This window comes from Variovorax sp. JS1663 (assembly GCF_002157355.1).
Taxonomy (GTDB): domain Bacteria; phylum Pseudomonadota; class Gammaproteobacteria; order Burkholderiales; family Burkholderiaceae_C; genus Variovorax.
The window spans coordinates 62,864-77,319 of sequence record NZ_LYMK01000026.1; the positions used below are offsets into that span (position 1 = coordinate 62,864).

Genomic DNA, 14,456 nt, shown 5'->3' on the forward strand with positions numbered 1-14,456 from the left:
ATGACCACCACTTCTTCGCAGGAGCGCCCCTTCAAGGTGCTCGGCATCCAGCAGATCGCGATCGGCGGGGCCGACAAGACGCGGCTTCAGAAACTATGGGTCGAGATGCTGGGCCTCGAGCTGACCGGCACCTTCCGCAGCGAGCGGGAGAACGTGGACGAGGACATCTGCGCGATCGGCAGCGGCCCCTTCAAGGTCGAGGTCGACCTGATGCAGCCGCTGGATCCGGAGAAGAAGCCGGCGGTGCATGCCACGCCGCTCAATCACGTCGGGCTGTGGATCGACGACCTGCCCGCCGCGGTCGGTTGGCTTGCCGCGAAGGGCGTGCGCTTCGCGCCCGGCGGCATCCGCAAGGGCGCGGCCGGCTTCGACATCTGCTTCCTCCACCCCAAGGGGAGCGAAGAGTTTCCGGTCAGTGGCGAGGGCGTGCTGATCGAGCTGGTGCAGGCGCCGCCCGAGGTGGTAAAGGCCTTCGCCGCCCTGGCGGCCTGAGTGCTGCTCACACGCCGGGACGGCGCCAGAGGGCCAGCGTGGCGGCCAGCAGCCACATCCCGGCGGCGCAGCCGCGGTTGAGCATGCGCAGGCCGCGCCGCGAGAGCCAGCGCACCGCCTGCGTGCCGGCGGCGGCATAGCCCAGCATGATGCCGGTGTCGATGCCGATGAAGATGGCGCCGAGCACCAGGTATTGCGGGCCCTGGGGGCTGGCGGTGTTGATGAACTGGGGCAGGAAAGCGGCGAAGAAGAGCAGCGTCTTGGGATTGGACAGCGCCACCGTCAGGCTGCGCAGGAAGGCGATGCGCCCGGACAGGGCGTCGGCCGGCGATGCGGCCAGCGCGGCGCGGATGTCGACGGGCTGGCTGCGCCACATCTTGATGCCGAGCCAGACCAGGTAGGCGACGCCTGCCACTCGCAGCGCGTTGAAGAGCCATTCGGAGGCCGCCAGCAGCGAACCCAGGCCCAGGGCGACGACGGTGATCAGGATGGCCGCGCCGACCGAGGCCCCGACGATCCCCCAGACCGCGGCACGCATGCCGCCGGCGATGCCGTTGGACATGGCCAGCAGCATGGTCGGACCGGGCGTGATCGCCAGCACGACGGAGGCAGCCAGGTAGAGGAGCAGAGTGTCGAGGTTCATGGACGCTTCCTGGTGTCGGGGTTGGATGCGGCCGCTCGGGCGCGGGCGAGGGCAGCTTCGACGACGCTGCGCTTGCGTTCGGAGGCTGTCGCCACTTCGGTCGGAGCGGTCGCGCGGGGCTCGTCCTCGTCGTGGCGACGTCGGTGGGCATCGTAACGCCGGCGCGCCTCGTCGGCCTGCGCCTGCGACCAGGCCTGCCAGCCGCTGCGGCCGGGTGTGGCTACCTCGAGGGAAATGCAGTCGACCGGGCAGACCGGGATGCACAGTTCGCAGCCGGTGCAGTGGGCTTCGATCACGGTGTGCATGCGCTTGTGGATGCCCAGGATCGCATCGGTCGGGCAGGCGTCTAGGCACAGGGTGCAGCCGATGCACCAGGCCTCATCGATCACCGCCATCGCCCGGGGGGCCTCGGTGCCGAATTGCGGATCGACCGGCTGCACCGGCTGGCCCGTGAGCTGCGACAACCGGACCACGCCCTCGGCGCCACCCGGCGGGCATTGATGGATGGTGGCTTCGCCATCGGCGATGGCCTGGGCGTAGCCGGCGCAATCCGCATAGCCGCAGCGCGTGCACTGCGTCTGCGGCAGCGCGTCGAGGATGCGCCCGGCCAGCGCGTTCACGGCTAGCGCGCGGTGCCGCGCGTCCGGCGTGCAGGCGCGGACTTGCGCGCCGCAGCCGGCGTCTTGGCCGCAGCGGCTACCTTGATCGTGTCTTCGGCCGTCACGCCGCCACGGCTCGCGCGCTTCTGCGGCTTGTCGTGCGCGATGATGAAGGCCTTGACCTCGGGGTACACCTTCTCGCGCCAGCGGCGGCCGCTGAAGATGCCGTAGTGCCCGGCGCCCTTGACCTCGTAATGCTGCTGGTGGGAAGCGGGGACACCGGTGCAGAGCTCGTGCGCGGCGCGCGTCTGGCCGGCGCCGGAGATGTCGTCTAGCTCGCCTTCGACGGTCAGCACGCCGGTGGAATGGATGTCCTGCGGGCGCACGCGCTCGAGCACGCCTTCGGGGTTGCGCACGTCCCAGGTGCCGTTGACCAGGTCGAAGTCCTGGAACACGGTGCGGATCGTGTCGAGGTAGTAGTCCGCATCCATGTCGAGCACGGCGTTGTACTCGTCATAGAACTTGCGGTGCGCCTCGGCGCTGGCGTCGTCGCCCTTGATCAGGTCCTTGAAGTAGTCGTAGTGGCTGCTGGCATGACGATCCGGGTTCATCGCGACGAAGCCGGTGTGCTGCAGGAAGCCTGGGTAGACGCGCCGGCCCGCGCCAGGGAAGCCCTGCGGCACGCGGTAGATCACGTTGTTCTCGAACCACTCGTAGCTCTTGTTCATCGCCAGGTTGTTGACCGCGGTGGGCGACTTGCGGGCATCGATGGGGCCGCCCATCATGGTCAGCGACAGTGGCACTTTCTCGCCACGGCTCGCCATCAGCGACACGGCGGCCAGTACCGGCACGGTCGGCTGGCAGACGCTGATGACGTGGCAGTTGCCGTACTGGTTCTGAAGGTGGCGGATGAATTCCTCGACGTAGTTGATGTAGTCATCGAGGTGGAACTCGCCATCCGACAAGGGCACGAGGCGGGCATTGACCCAGTCGGTGACATAGACCTTGTGGTCCTGCAGCATGGTGCGCACCGTGTCGCGCAGCAGCGTGGCGTAGTGGCCCGACAGGGGCGCCACGATCAGGACCACGGGCTGGCCCTTGAGGGTCTGCAGGGTGTGGGGATCGTCGGTGAAACGCTTGAAGCGGCGCAGCTGGCAGAAGGGCTTCTCGATCTCGATGACCTCCTGGATGACCACGTCGTCGTTGTCGACGCTGACCGTCTTGATGTCGAACTCGGGTTTCTCGTAGTCCTTGCCCAGTCGGTAGAGCAGGTCGTAGCCGGCGGCCACGCGCTGTGCCATCGGCGCCTGGCCGAAGATGCCACCCTGGCCGTAGAGTTTGGAAGCAGCCTGCGCGAAATCGGCAAAGGGCTCCATCAGGGAGCGCTGTGCCTCGTAGAGTTGGTAGAGCATCGGGGGGAGTGTCGGCGGATGTTGCGATGCAATATAGCAGCAGCATCCGCGAATGTGCTAGGCAGAAGTACCCAAAACGGGGACGTGCAGGGGCGCCCCTTCTGGTTTTTTATAGCACCTTGGCGATGCTCTGGCAGACGTAGTCGATGTTCTTGCTGTTGAGCGCAGCCACGCACATGCGGCCGGTGTCGGTGCCGTAGACGCCGAACTCCTGGCGCAGGCGCACCATCTGATCCTTGCTCAGGCCTGAATAGCTGAACATGCCGATCTGGTCGGTGATGAAGCGCATGTCCTGTTTCACGCCCGCGGCCGTGAGGCCGTCGACCAGCTTGTGGCGCATCAGCTTGATGCGGTCGCGCATCTCGCCGAGCTCCTGCTCCCACAGGGTACGCAGTTCGGGCGTGCTCAGCACGGCCGCCACCACGGCGCCGCCATGGGTCGGCGGGTTGCTGTAGTTGGTGCGGATCATGATCTTGAGCTGGCTCAGCACGCGGGCCGCTTCTTCCTTGTTCTCGCACAGCACCGAGAGGGCGCCGACGCGCTCTCCGTAGAGGCTGAAGCTCTTGGAGAAGGAGGTGGAGACGAAGAAGCTCAGGCCGGCGGCGACGAACTTGGCGATCGCCGCACCGTCTTCCTGGATGCCGTAGCCGAAGCCCTGGTAGGCCATGTCGAGGAAGGCGACCAGGTTCCGGGCCTTCACCGCGGCAACCACCTGGTCCCACTGGTCGGCGCGGATGTCGTAGCCGGTCGGGTTGTGGCAGCAGGCATGCAGCACGACGATCGTGCCGGCCGGGGCGGTGTTCAGCGCGCTCAGCATGCCGTCGAAATCGATGCCGCGCTTGGCCGCGTCGTAGTAGGGGTACTCCTCGACCACGAAGCCGGCCTGGGTGAACAGGGCGCGGTGGTTCTCCCAGCTCGGGCTGCTGATCAGCACCTTGGCGTTCGGGCTGAGCTTCTTGAGGAAGTCGGCGCCGACCTTCAGCCCGCCGGTGCCGCCCAGGCCCTGAATGGTGGCGACACGGCCGGACTTGACCGGCTCGCTGCCGACACCGAACACCAGGCCCTTGACGGCCTCGTCATAGGCCACGATGCCGTCGATGGGCAGGTAGCCCCGCGCCTTGGGCGATTTGATCATGTCCTCCTCGACCGCCTGTACGCAGCGCAGCAGGGGCAGCTTGCCGTTGTCGTCGTAGTACACGCCGACGCCGAGGTTGACCTTGTTGGGATTGCTATCGGCGGCGAATTGCTCGTTGAGGCCCAGGATCGGGTCGCGCGGCGCCATCTCGACGGCGGTGAACATTGACATGGAGAAAAGTCCTTTGGGTGATGCGATTCGCCCCCGGACCCGGCCGGGTTTGCGCCTTGGCTCGTGGCTGGGTTAGCCTTTCGAGTTCGCTTGAATTTTACCGGCCGAGCCGCAACTGACCTGGACCGCCATGCCTGAAACCACCGAAGTCATCCCGGATCGGCCCCAAGCCGAGCCCGTGGGCCCCGTCAAGCAGGGCGAATTCATCCATTTCCCGGATTCGCCTTTCGAGCTCTATCAGCCCTATCCGCCGGCCGGCGACCAGCCCGATGCGATCGCCGGCCTGGTCGAGGGCGTTCGCGACGGCGAGGTGTTCCAGACCCTCCTGGGCGTGACCGGCTCGGGCAAGACCTTCACCATGGCCAACGTGATCGCCCGCCTGGGGCGGCCGGCCATCGTGTTCGCGCCCAACAAGACGCTGGCGGCGCAGCTCTACAGCGAGTTCCGGGAGTTCTTCCCCAAGAACGCGGTCGAGTACTTCGTCAGCTACTACGACTACTACCAGCCCGAGGCCTACGTCCCGCAGCGCGACCTGTTCATCGAGAAGGACAGCTCGATCAACGAGCACATCGAGCAGATGCGCCTGTCGGCCACCAAGAGCGTGCTGGAGCGGCGCGACACGGTGATCGTCGCCACCGTGAGCGCGATCTACGGCATCGGCACGCCTGAGGACTACACGCAGATGCGCTTCATCATGCGCACCGGCGACAAGATCGGCCAGCGCGACGTGATCTCGCGGCTGATCCGAATGCAGTACACGCGCAACGAGCAGGACTTCGCGCGCGGCACCTTCCGTGTGCGCGGCGACACCATCGACGTCTTCCCGGCCGAGCACAGCGAGCTGGCGATCCGCATCGAGCTCTTCGATGACGAGATCGAGTCTCTGCAGCTCTTCGATCCGCTCACGGGGCGCATCCGCCAGAAGATCCCGCGCTTCACCGTCTATCCGTCCAGCCATTACGTGACGCCGCGCGACAAGGTGCTGAACGCGGTGGAGACCATCAAGGTCGAGCTCGATCAGCGGCTCAAGGAACTGGTGGGCGACGGCAAGCTCGTCGAGGCGCAGCGCCTGGAGCAGCGCACCCGCTTCGACCTGGAGATGCTGGCCGAGATCGGCCACTGCAAGGGCATCGAGAACTACACGCGCCACCTTTCGGGCGCGGCGCCCGGTGAGCCGCCGGCGACGCTGACGGACTACCTGCCGAAGGACGCCCTCATGTTCCTTGACGAGAGCCACCAGATGATCGGCCAGCTCAGCGCGATGTACAACGGCGATAGGGCGCGCAAGACCACGCTGGTGGAGTACGGCTTCCGGCTGCCCTCCGCGCTGGACAACCGCCCGCTCAAGTTCGACGAATTCGAGACCCGCATGCGGCAGTGCGTCTTCGTCTCTGCCACGCCGGCGCAGTACGAGCGGGACCATGCCGGCAACGTGGTCGAGCAACTGGTGCGGCCGACCGGGCTGATCGACCCCGAGGTCGAGGTCCGGCCTGCCACCCACCAGGTGGACGACGTGCTGCAGGAAATCCGCCTGCGCGTGGAGAAGAACGAGCGCGTGCTGATCACCACTCTGACCAAGCGCATGGCCGAGCAGCTCACGGACTACCTGGGCGACAACGGCGTCAAGGTGCGCTACCTGCACAGCGACGTCGACACGGTCGAGCGGGTGGAGATCCTGCGCGATCTGCGGCTGGGCACCTTCGACGTGCTGGTCGGCATCAACCTGCTGCGCGAAGGCCTGGACATTCCCGAGGTGTCGCTGGTGGCGATCCTGGATGCCGACAAGGAAGGCTTCCTGCGTGCCGAGCGCTCGCTGATCCAGACCATCGGCCGAGCGGCGCGGAACATGAACGGCAAGGCCATCCTCTATGCCGACCGGATGACCGATTCGATGCGGAAGGCCATCGGCGAGACCGAGCGCCGCCGCGCCCGGCAGATCGACTACAACCAGGCCCATGGCATCACGCCGCGCAGCATCGTCAAGCAGGTGCGCGACCTGATCGACGGCGTCTACAGCGAGAAAAGCAGCAAGGAAAACGCGAAGCGGGAACTCGAGCGCGCCAAGGTGGAGGACATGTCCGAAAAAGACATGGCGCGCGAGATCAAGCGGCTCGAGAAGCAGATGCTGGAGCACGCACGCAATCTCGAATTCGAGAAGGCCGCCCGGGTCCGCGACCAGCTGGCGCTCCTGCGTGAACAGGCTTTCGGGGCCTCCGGCAAGGACAACATCGGACCGGACGTGGCGGCCTGAGCACCCCCCGAACCCTGCAATGGGGTTTACCCGAGCAGCCCGGAGGGGCTTCTGTTATACTTGAGCGAAATACTCAAGAACAAGAGAACTTCGCGATGAAGGACCGGCTCTTACCAACTGGATCACCCAGTTGCGGGTCGGGAAGGGCGGAGACGGTGTCACCAAAGCCCACAACGCCGCGGTGTCTTTTCAACGGTAAGCACTCATAGGAGCTTGCGATGCGTCTCACTACCAAAGGCCGTTTTGCGGTCACAGCCATGATCGACCTGGCGCTGCGCCAGAACTCCGGTCCGGTCACGCTGGCCGCGATCAGCCAGCGGCAGCAGATCTCTCTGTCGTACCTCGAGCAGCTGTTCGGCAAGCTTCGCCGCCATGAACTGGTCGAGTCGACGCGCGGCCCCGGCGGCGGCTACTCGTTGGGCCGCAAGGCATCGGAAATCACCGTCGCCGACATCATTGTTTCCGTCGATGAGCCCATCGACGCCACGCAGTGCGGGGGCAAGGAAAACTGCCTTGGCGAAGCCGGCCGCTGCATGACCCACGAGTTGTGGGCCTCCCTGAACCAGCGCATGGTGGAGTTCCTGGATTCCGTCACGCTGCAGAAGCTCGTGGACGACCAGATCGCCAAGGGCGTGCAGATCGAGAACAAGCCGGCCGTGAAGCGCGCGATTTCCAGCCAGCCGGTGGTCAAGCCGATCCGGGTCAATGCGCCCAATTCGGTATTCGCCCTGGGCAACGCCTTCGCCAAGTCCTGATCCGGCGGCGCCCCCGGGCGCCGTCCCGAATTCGCCAGAGAACAGCCAACCCCACGCCAGCACGAGCCAGCCATGGATGTCACCCCCCATTTCCCGATCTATCTCGACTACGGCGCCACGACGCCGGTCGACCCGCGCGTGGTCGACGCGATGATTCCCTGGCTGCGCGAGCATTTCGGCAACCCGGCATCGCGCAGTCACGCCTGGGGCTGGGAAGCGGAAGAGGCGGTCGAGAAGGCGCGGACCCAGGTGGCCGAACTGATCGGCGCCGATCCGCGCGAGATCGTCTGGACCTCGGGCGCCACCGAGTCGAACAACCTGGCCCTCAAGGGCGCGGCCCACTTCTACAAGAGCAAGGGCAAGCACCTGATCACGGTCAAGACCGAGCACAAGGCGGTGCTCGACACCATGCGCGAACTGGAGCGCCAGGGCTTCGACGTGACCTACATGGACGTGCAGGAAAACGGCCTGCTCGACCTGGAAGCCTTCAAGGCCGCGATCCGGCCCGATACCATCCTCGCGAGTGTGATGTTCGTGAACAACGAAATCGGCGTGATCCAGGACGTCGTCGCCCTGGGCACCCTCTGCCGCGAGAAGGGCGTGATCTTCCACGTCGATGCGGCGCAGGCCACCGGCAAGGTCGAGATCGACCTCAAGACGCTGCCGATCGACCTGATGAGCCTGGCCTCGCACAAGACCTATGGCCCCAAGGGCATCGGCGCGCTGTACGTGCGCCGCAAGCCGCGCGTGCGGCTGGAGGCCCAGATGCACGGCGGTGGTCACGAGCGCGGCATGCGCTCCGGCACCCTGCCGACCCACCAGATCGTCGGCATGGGCGAGGCCTTCCGCATCGCCAAGTTGGAGATGGCGCAGGACATCGTCAAGGCGCGGGCGCTGCAGCAGCGCATGCTCGATGGCCTGAAGGACGTCGAGCAGGTCTTCATCAACGGCGACCTCGCGCAACGTGTGCCGCACAACCTCAACATGAGCTTCAACTATGTCGAGGGCGAGTCGCTGATCATGGGCATCAAGGGCATCGCGGTGTCCAGCGGCTCGGCCTGCACCTCGGCCAGCCTGGAGCCCAGCTACGTGCTGCGCGCGCTGGGCCGCAGCGACGAACTGGCCCACAGCAGCCTGCGCATGACCTTCGGGCGCTTCACGACCGAGGAAGAGATCGACTACGCGGTCGCGACCATCAAGCACAACGTTGCCAAGCTGCGCGAGCTGAGCCCCCTGTGGGAAATGTTCCAGGACGGCATCGACATCAGCACGATCCAGTGGTCGGCGCATTGACAAACAAAGACTGAGAGGTACCCCATGGCTTATTCATCCAAGGTCATCGACCACTATGAAAACCCCCGCAACGTCGGCTCCTTCGAAAAGGGCGACGATACGGTGGGCACCGGTATGGTCGGCGCCCCGGCATGCGGCGACGTCATGAAGCTGCAGATCAAGGTCAACCCGGAGACCGGCGTGATCGAGGACGCGCGCTTCAAGACCTATGGCTGCGGCTCTGCGATCGCTTCCTCCTCGCTGGTGACCGAGTGGGTCAAGGGCAAGACGCTCGACGAGGCGGCCGCGCTGAAGAACGCGCAGATCGCCGAAGAGCTGGCCCTGCCCCCCGTCAAGATCCACTGCTCGATCCTCGCGGAAGACGCGATCAAGGCCGCGGTCAACGACTACAAGACCAAGCACGGCGCTGCCGTGGCGAAGACGGAAGCTGTTCACTGACATGGCTGTGACCCTGACCGAAGCCGCTGCGCGCCACGTCACCCGCTACCTCGGCAAGCGAGGCAAGGGCGTGGGCGTGCGGCTGGGCGTCAAGACCACGGGCTGCTCGGGCCTGGCCTACAAGCTCGAGTACGTGGACGAGATGGCGCCCGAAGACGTGGTCTTCGAGGATCACGGCGTGAAAGTGCTCGTCGATCCCAAGAGCCTGGCCTACATCGACGGCACGCAGCTTGACTTTGTGCGTGAGGGACTCAACGAGGGTTTCAAGTTCAACAACCCGAACGAACGTGACCGCTGTGGCTGCGGCGAGAGCTTCCGGATCTGAACCCGACTTCCACCGGCTTCCCGTCCTAGCCGCCACCACCCGGTCATGGGCTGGCGGCTTTTTGACGCCATGAACCTGAACGACACCGACTTCGAACTCTTCGCCGTGCCGGCGACCTTCGCGCAGGACCGCGCGGCGCTGGACGCACGCTGGAAGGAATTGCAGCGCGAGGCGCATCCCGACCGTTTCGCGGCCCAGGGCGCGGCGGCGCAGCGCGTGGCCATGCAGTGGTCGGTGCGCATCAACGAGGCCTACCAGCGGCTGAAGGACCCGATAAAGCGGGCGAGCTACCTGTGCGCGCTGAGCGGCCATCCCATCGACGCCGAGAAGAACACGGCCATGCCGCCCGACTTCCTGATGCAGCAGATGGAATGGCGCGAGGAACTCGACGAGGCCGAAGACACTGCCGCGATCGACCGGCTGCGCACGGAAGTCGAGGCCGGTCGTGCCCGGGCACTGTCGTCGCTGGACTGGCTGATCGACGAGAAGGGTGACCATGCCGGCGCAGCGAAGCAGGTGAGAGCCCTCATGTTCATCGAGCGCTTTGCCGAAGACATCGAGGCCAAGTCCGATCGCTGGGGACAATAGAGCCATGGCATTGCTGCAGATTTCAGAACCAGGCCAGGCACCCGATCCCCACCAGCGCAGGATCGCCGTCGGCATCGACCTCGGCACCACGCACTCGCTGGTGGCGGCCGTGCGCAACGGCGTGGCCGAGTGCCTGCCCGACGCCGAAGGGCGCGTGATCCTGCCCTCGGCCGTGCGCTATCTCGACAAGGACCGCCGCCAGATCGGTTTCGACGCGCTGGCGGCGCGCGCGGCCGATCCAGGCAACGTCATCACCTCGGTGAAGCGCCTGATGGGCCGCGGCCTGCAGGACGTGGTGAACCGCGAGGCGATGGCCTATCGCCTGGCCGGCGATGCCGGGATGGTGCAGGTGCAGACGGCTGCCGGTCCCAAGTCTCCGGTCGAGGTGAGCGCGGAGATCCTCGCGACTCTGCGCTACCGTGCCGAGGACACCTTCGACGACGAACTCCACGGCGCCGTCATCACCGTACCGGCGTACTTCGACGAAGGCCAGCGCCAGGCGACCAAGGATGCAGCCCAACTCGCCGGGATCAACCTGCTGCGCCTGATCAGCGAGCCGACAGCGGCCGCGATCGCCTACGGGCTGGACAATGGCAGCGAGGGCGTCTACGCGGTCTACGACCTCGGCGGCGGCACCTTCGACATCTCGATCCTGCGGCTGACGCAAGGCGTGTTCGAGGTCATCGCCACCGGCGGTGACTCGGCGCTCGGCGGCGACGACTACGACCATGCGCTGGCCGGCACTGCGCTGGCGCGTGCCGGCCGCGAGGCACAGGGCGACGCCGACAAGGCGGCATTGCTCATGGCCGCCCGAGCCGCCAAGGAGGCCTTGTCGAACGCGGACACGGCCGGCTTCTCGGCCGCGCTGGCTGGCGGTCCGCTGCAGCTGGAGGTCTCCCGCGCCGAATTCGAGGCCGCCACGGAAAGCCTGACCGCGCGGACGCTGGTGGCGGTGCGCAAGGCCCTGCGCGATGCACGCCTGCAGCCCAACGAGCTGCAGGGCGTCGTCCTCGTCGGCGGCGCCACGCGCATGCCGCAGATCCGGCGTGCCGTCGCCGGGCTCTTCGGCCGCGAACCCCTGACCAACCTCGATCCCGACGAGGTCGTCGCGCTCGGCGCGGCGATCCAGGCCAACCAGCTTGCCGGCAACAGCGGCGCGGACGACCTGCTGCTGCTTGATGTGATCCCGCTGTCGCTCGGCATCGAGACCATGGGCGGCCTGGTCGAGCGCATCGTGCCGCGCAACCAGACCATCCCGACGGCGATGGCGCAGGACTTCACCACCTACCAGGACGGCCAGACGGCGCTGGCACTGCACGTGGTGCAGGGCGAGCGCGACCTGGTGGCCGACTGCCGCAGCCTCGCGCGCTTCGAGCTGCGCGGCATTCCGCCGATGGCCGCGGGCGCCGCGCGCATCCGCGTCACCTTCACCGTCGATGCCGACGGCCTGCTCAGCGTGAGTGCCAGGGAGCAGGGCAGCGGCGTGGAGGCCAGCGTCAAGGTGAAGCCTTCCTACGGCCTGTCCGACGAGCAGATTGCGAAGATGCTGCAAGACAGCTTTTCCACCGCGCAGCAGGACATGCAGGCGCGCGCGCTGGTCGAGGCACGCGTGGACGCTGACCGCATGCTGCTGGCCACCCGCAGTGCGCTCGATGCGGATGGCGATCTGCTGAGCGTTGAGGAGCGCGAGTCCATCGAGGCGTTGATGGATGCTCTCAGCAGCACGCGCTCGACCTCTGACACCGCTGCCATCGAGGCGGCGACCAAGGCCCTGGCCGACGGCACCGAAGCCTTCGCCGCGCAGCGCATGAACGCGGGCATTGCACGCGCGCTCGCGGGCCGCAAGATCGAATCCCTCTAGAGCACGAATGCCCACGATCAAGATCCTTCCCCACGCCGAGTACTGCCCCGAGGGCACGGAAATCAACGCGCCCGCGGGCACCTCGATCTGCGAGGCACTGCTCGAGAACCATATCGACATCGAGCACGCCTGCGAGATGAGCTGCGCCTGCACCACCTGCCACGTGATCGTGCGCAAGGGCTTCGAGTCGCTCAACGAGGCGGAGGAGGGCGAGGAAGACCTGCTCGACCGGGCCTGGGGCCTGGAGCCACAATCTCGTCTGAGCTGCCAAGCCATCCTGGGGCAGACAGACCTGACGGTCGAGATTCCCAAGTACTCGATCAACCACGCCAAAGAAAACCACTGAATGATGAGCCCCCACGTTCGGCACTTTGTGTCCTCTCTGCGCCCCGAGGGGGCGCAGGCCTCCCTTGGGGCGGCCCGGCGGGAGCTCTGATGACCCGTCAAATCGTCCTGGACACTGAGACCACAGGCCTCTCGGCCGAGAACGGCGACCGCGTCATCGAGCTGGGCTGCGTGGAGCTGTTCAATCGCAAGCTAACCGGCAACGACCTGCACATCTACTTCAACCCCGAGCGCGAAAGCCACGAGGACGCGCTCAAGGTGCACGGCCTGACCACCGACTTCCTGCGCGACAAGCCGAAGTTTGGAACGCTGGCGAACGACATCGTTGAGTACCTGCGCGATGCCGAGCTGATCATCCACAACGCGGCCTTCGACGTCGGTTTCCTCAACAAGGAGTTCGAGCTCGCTGGCCTGCCGCCGCTGCACAGCTTCGTGGCCGAGGTCACCGACACGCTGTCGATGGCGAAGGCGGCCTATCCGGGCAAGCGCAACTCGCTCGATGCGCTGTGCGATCGCTTCGGTGTTGACCGCTCGAACCGGACCTTCCACGGCGCCAAGCTCGATGCACAGCTGCTGGCGGATGTCTACATCAACCTCACGCGCGGCCAGGACGCGCTCTTGATCGACATCGTCACCAACGAGCCAGTGCAGGGCGCAATGGTCATGGTCGATCTGCGTAGCTTCGTCTTGCCGATACTCACCGCCGCTGATCACGAACTCGCCGCACACGAGGAGCTCCTGTTGCAGCTCGACAAGGCCAGCAACGGCCGGACGATTTTTCGGCAAGCAGGCGAAAATACTGTGGCATAATCGCAGGCTTCGCGCCGAGCGGTGCGAAGATCCATCAAGACGCAGCCCACGGCTCGCGTCGAGGGCGGTTAGCTCAGGGGTAGAGCACAGCATTCACACTGCTGGGGTCGGAGGTTCGAAACCTCCACCGCCCACCACTCGGGAAACGATGTTTTCCCAAGGCCAAGCCCACCGGGCCTGTGCAAATTTTTGTGTAATCTCATGCGAAGGCCTTCGCCAAGGCGGAGCGCTGCTGCTCGACCTGCATGTGGGCATAGCGCTGGGTGGTGGTCACAGCGGCGTGCCCAAGGATCTTGCTAACCGTGTACAGGTCCGCGCCGCTGGAGATCAAGATCGAGGCGCAGGAATGCCTCAAATCGTGGAAATTCACATGCTCCATACCGGCCTTCGTCCGCCCGCGCTGAAACCCGCTCTTGAGCCCTTCATAGTCCTTGTAGGGCAGCGGAAGCACTGACAGCCAGCGCCACAGCGGATCAACGATCGGGATCACCCTCGTCCGCAGAGTCTTGGTGTTTTGCGCATGAATGGTCAGCGAGTGGTTCCCCACGTCTGCCGGCTTCATCGCCAGAATCTCGCCGCGCCGTGCCCCTGTGTACAGGGCAATCCAGATGGCGGCCTGCACGCCTTCAGCGCAGTGCGAGGCCAAGTGGCGAACCTCATCCTCGGTCAGAAACACTTCGCGCTTGTTGTTCGGCGGCAGGCTCTTGATTTCCATCCCATGGTTGACCTGCGTCATGCCGAGATCCCATGCGAGCGATAGCGCCTTCTTGAGCGCCGCCAGGCTCCGGTTAATCGTGGCCGGCTTGTAGGCTGGCTTCATGTCCCTGATGATCTTGGCGGCCACCTCGCGGGCCTGAGAGGCTCTGTAGCCCGTCAGCCAAGGTTGGATGCGCTGGGCGCACAGTTCGGCCTGGTCGGGCCAGCGTGTGGTCTTGGCGTGCTCCATGTACAGCGGCATGATCGTTTCCAAGAGCGGATCGCCGGCTATGGGCTTCGTCGCCTTCAGTTCGAGTTGGAGACGAGATTCAAGCTGCTTGGCATCACTCGCCGACGCACCTGTCGGGAGGATTCGATGTACTCTTCGGCCTGCGACCATGACACCGACGTGCCGGCGACCTTGCTTGTCGATCCAGATTGACATTTCTTCCCCTGGTTGGCGCGCAACCATTGTTTGCATTCGGCGAGATCGTAGCGCTTGCTCCGGCCTACAGGCGTGCAGGGTAGGCCGTCCAGTTCAAGCCGGCGCACGGTGGATTCGCTGATCTTCAGGTGAGCGCACAGCTCCTGGCGGGTCATCGAATTCATCTTTCCCCCCTTTTAGCCGCCCTATAGCAGCAG

The 14,456-nt window shown here is 65.7% G+C and carries 16 protein-coding genes and 1 tRNA gene; 11 read left to right on the forward strand and 6 right to left on the reverse strand.

Translation table 11 applies throughout. From position 1 onward, the window contains the following. The gene (locus A8M77_RS21080) at positions 1 to 492 is read left to right on the forward strand and encodes a VOC family protein (RefSeq protein WP_086923472.1); all 492 of its coding nucleotides are present in this window, start codon (positions 1 to 3) and stop codon (positions 490 to 492) included. Between the two features lie 7 nt (positions 493 to 499). On the opposite strand, the gene A8M77_RS21085 is transcribed toward A8M77_RS21080, so the two are convergent. From A8M77_RS21085 to A8M77_RS21100, 4 genes are all read right to left on the reverse strand, one after another. Further along, complete coding sequence (locus A8M77_RS21085; RefSeq protein WP_086923473.1) at positions 500 to 1,135, reverse strand: LysE family translocator; 636 nt, start codon at positions 1,133 to 1,135, stop codon at positions 500 to 502. Then, positions 1,132 to 1,755 carry an RnfABCDGE type electron transport complex subunit B gene (locus A8M77_RS21090; protein WP_086923474.1) on the reverse strand — a complete coding sequence of 208 codons (624 nt, stop codon included), beginning with the start codon at positions 1,753 to 1,755 and terminating at the stop codon, positions 1,132 to 1,134. The genes A8M77_RS21085 and A8M77_RS21090 overlap by 4 nt, the downstream gene beginning before the upstream one ends. A gap of 2 nt (positions 1,756 to 1,757) precedes the next feature. Then, complete coding sequence (locus tag A8M77_RS21095; protein ID WP_086923475.1) at positions 1,758 to 3,146, reverse strand: polyhydroxyalkanoate depolymerase; 1,389 nt, start codon at positions 3,144 to 3,146, stop codon at positions 1,758 to 1,760. A 109-nt stretch (positions 3,147 to 3,255) separates the two neighbouring features. Continuing rightward, positions 3,256 to 4,452 carry an amino acid aminotransferase gene (locus tag A8M77_RS21100; RefSeq protein ID WP_086923476.1) on the reverse strand — a complete coding sequence of 399 codons (1,197 nt, stop codon included), beginning with the start codon at positions 4,450 to 4,452 and terminating at the stop codon, positions 3,256 to 3,258. A 130-nt stretch (positions 4,453 to 4,582) separates the two neighbouring features. Between A8M77_RS21100 and uvrB the strand changes: the two genes are divergently transcribed. The 10 genes from uvrB to A8M77_RS21150 all read left to right on the forward strand — a co-directional run bounded on the left by uvrB (position 4,583) and on the right by A8M77_RS21150 (position 13,255). Next, complete coding sequence (gene uvrB / locus A8M77_RS21105; RefSeq protein WP_086923477.1) at positions 4,583 to 6,703, forward strand: excinuclease ABC subunit UvrB; 2,121 nt, start codon at positions 4,583 to 4,585, stop codon at positions 6,701 to 6,703. Positions 6,704 to 6,921: 218 nt separating this feature from the next. After that, positions 6,922 to 7,458, forward strand: a complete 537-nt coding sequence (gene iscR / locus A8M77_RS21110) for a Fe-S cluster assembly transcriptional regulator IscR (RefSeq protein WP_086923478.1) — start codon at positions 6,922 to 6,924, stop codon at positions 7,456 to 7,458. Between the two features lie 72 nt (positions 7,459 to 7,530). Beyond that, a complete protein-coding gene (locus A8M77_RS21115) occupies positions 7,531 to 8,751 on the forward strand; it encodes an IscS subfamily cysteine desulfurase (RefSeq protein WP_086923479.1) in 1,221 nt (406 codons plus the stop codon). A gap of 24 nt (positions 8,752 to 8,775) precedes the next feature. Next, the gene (iscU, locus tag A8M77_RS21120; RefSeq protein ID WP_086923480.1) at positions 8,776 to 9,189 is read left to right on the forward strand and encodes a Fe-S cluster assembly scaffold IscU; all 414 of its coding nucleotides are present in this window, start codon (positions 8,776 to 8,778) and stop codon (positions 9,187 to 9,189) included. Position 9,190: 1 nt separating this feature from the next. Then, complete coding sequence (gene iscA / locus A8M77_RS21125) at positions 9,191 to 9,514, forward strand: iron-sulfur cluster assembly protein IscA (RefSeq protein ID WP_086923481.1); 324 nt, start codon at positions 9,191 to 9,193, stop codon at positions 9,512 to 9,514. A gap of 69 nt (positions 9,515 to 9,583) precedes the next feature. After that, positions 9,584 to 10,102 (forward strand): Fe-S protein assembly co-chaperone HscB, encoded by a 519-nt coding sequence (hscB, locus tag A8M77_RS21130; protein ID WP_086923482.1) that lies wholly within the window; start codon positions 9,584 to 9,586, stop codon positions 10,100 to 10,102. Positions 10,103 to 10,106: 4 nt separating this feature from the next. Continuing rightward, positions 10,107 to 11,963, forward strand: a complete 1,857-nt coding sequence (gene hscA / locus A8M77_RS21135; protein WP_086923483.1) for a Fe-S protein assembly chaperone HscA — start codon at positions 10,107 to 10,109, stop codon at positions 11,961 to 11,963. Positions 11,964 to 11,970: 7 nt separating this feature from the next. Continuing rightward, positions 11,971 to 12,309 (forward strand): ISC system 2Fe-2S type ferredoxin, encoded by a 339-nt coding sequence (fdx, locus tag A8M77_RS21140; RefSeq protein WP_086923484.1) that lies wholly within the window; start codon positions 11,971 to 11,973, stop codon positions 12,307 to 12,309. A gap of 89 nt (positions 12,310 to 12,398) precedes the next feature. Beyond that, a complete protein-coding gene (gene dnaQ, locus A8M77_RS21145) occupies positions 12,399 to 13,118 on the forward strand; it encodes a DNA polymerase III subunit epsilon (RefSeq protein WP_086923485.1) in 720 nt (239 codons plus the stop codon). 62 nt (positions 13,119 to 13,180) lie between these two features. After that, positions 13,181 to 13,255 (forward strand) — tRNA-Val (locus A8M77_RS21150). A gap of 62 nt (positions 13,256 to 13,317) precedes the next feature. Here A8M77_RS21150 and A8M77_RS21155 read toward each other — a convergent pair. Next, positions 13,318 to 14,076 (reverse strand): tyrosine-type recombinase/integrase, encoded by a 759-nt coding sequence (locus A8M77_RS21155; RefSeq protein ID WP_238136906.1) that lies wholly within the window; start codon positions 14,074 to 14,076, stop codon positions 13,318 to 13,320. Positions 14,077 to 14,120: 44 nt separating this feature from the next. Further along, a complete protein-coding gene (locus A8M77_RS36895; RefSeq protein WP_238136907.1) occupies positions 14,121 to 14,423 on the reverse strand; it encodes a helix-turn-helix transcriptional regulator in 303 nt (100 codons plus the stop codon). Positions 14,424 to 14,456 lie beyond the last annotated feature (33 nt).

Excerpts from the sequence above, each read along its gene's own strand:
- A8M77_RS21080 (WP_086923472.1), top strand. The coding sequence starts at position 1 with ATGACCACCACTTCTTCGCAGGAGCGCCCCTTCAAGGTGCTCGGCATC.
- A8M77_RS21085 (WP_086923473.1), bottom strand. The coding sequence starts at position 1,135 with ATGAACCTCGACACTCTGCTCCTCTACCTGGCTGCCTCCGTCGTGCTG.
- A8M77_RS21095 (WP_086923475.1), bottom strand. The coding sequence starts at position 3,146 with ATGCTCTACCAACTCTACGAGGCACAGCGCTCCCTGATGGAGCCCTTT.
- A8M77_RS21100 (WP_086923476.1), bottom strand. The coding sequence starts at position 4,452 with ATGTCAATGTTCACCGCCGTCGAGATGGCGCCGCGCGACCCGATCCTG.
- uvrB (WP_086923477.1), top strand. The coding sequence starts at position 4,583 with ATGCCTGAAACCACCGAAGTCATCCCGGATCGGCCCCAAGCCGAGCCC.
- iscR (WP_086923478.1), top strand. The coding sequence starts at position 6,922 with ATGCGTCTCACTACCAAAGGCCGTTTTGCGGTCACAGCCATGATCGAC.
- A8M77_RS21115 (WP_086923479.1), top strand. The coding sequence starts at position 7,531 with ATGGATGTCACCCCCCATTTCCCGATCTATCTCGACTACGGCGCCACG.
- iscU (WP_086923480.1), top strand. The coding sequence starts at position 8,776 with ATGGCTTATTCATCCAAGGTCATCGACCACTATGAAAACCCCCGCAAC.
- iscA (WP_086923481.1), top strand. The coding sequence starts at position 9,191 with ATGGCTGTGACCCTGACCGAAGCCGCTGCGCGCCACGTCACCCGCTAC.
- hscB (WP_086923482.1), top strand. The coding sequence starts at position 9,584 with ATGAACCTGAACGACACCGACTTCGAACTCTTCGCCGTGCCGGCGACC.
- hscA (WP_086923483.1), top strand. The coding sequence starts at position 10,107 with ATGGCATTGCTGCAGATTTCAGAACCAGGCCAGGCACCCGATCCCCAC.
- fdx (WP_086923484.1), top strand. The coding sequence starts at position 11,971 with ATGCCCACGATCAAGATCCTTCCCCACGCCGAGTACTGCCCCGAGGGC.
- dnaQ (WP_086923485.1), top strand. The coding sequence starts at position 12,399 with ATGACCCGTCAAATCGTCCTGGACACTGAGACCACAGGCCTCTCGGCC.
- A8M77_RS21155 (WP_238136906.1), bottom strand. The coding sequence starts at position 14,076 with ATGCCGCTGTACATGGAGCACGCCAAGACCACACGCTGGCCCGACCAG.
- A8M77_RS36895 (WP_238136907.1), bottom strand. The coding sequence starts at position 14,423 with ATGAATTCGATGACCCGCCAGGAGCTGTGCGCTCACCTGAAGATCAGC.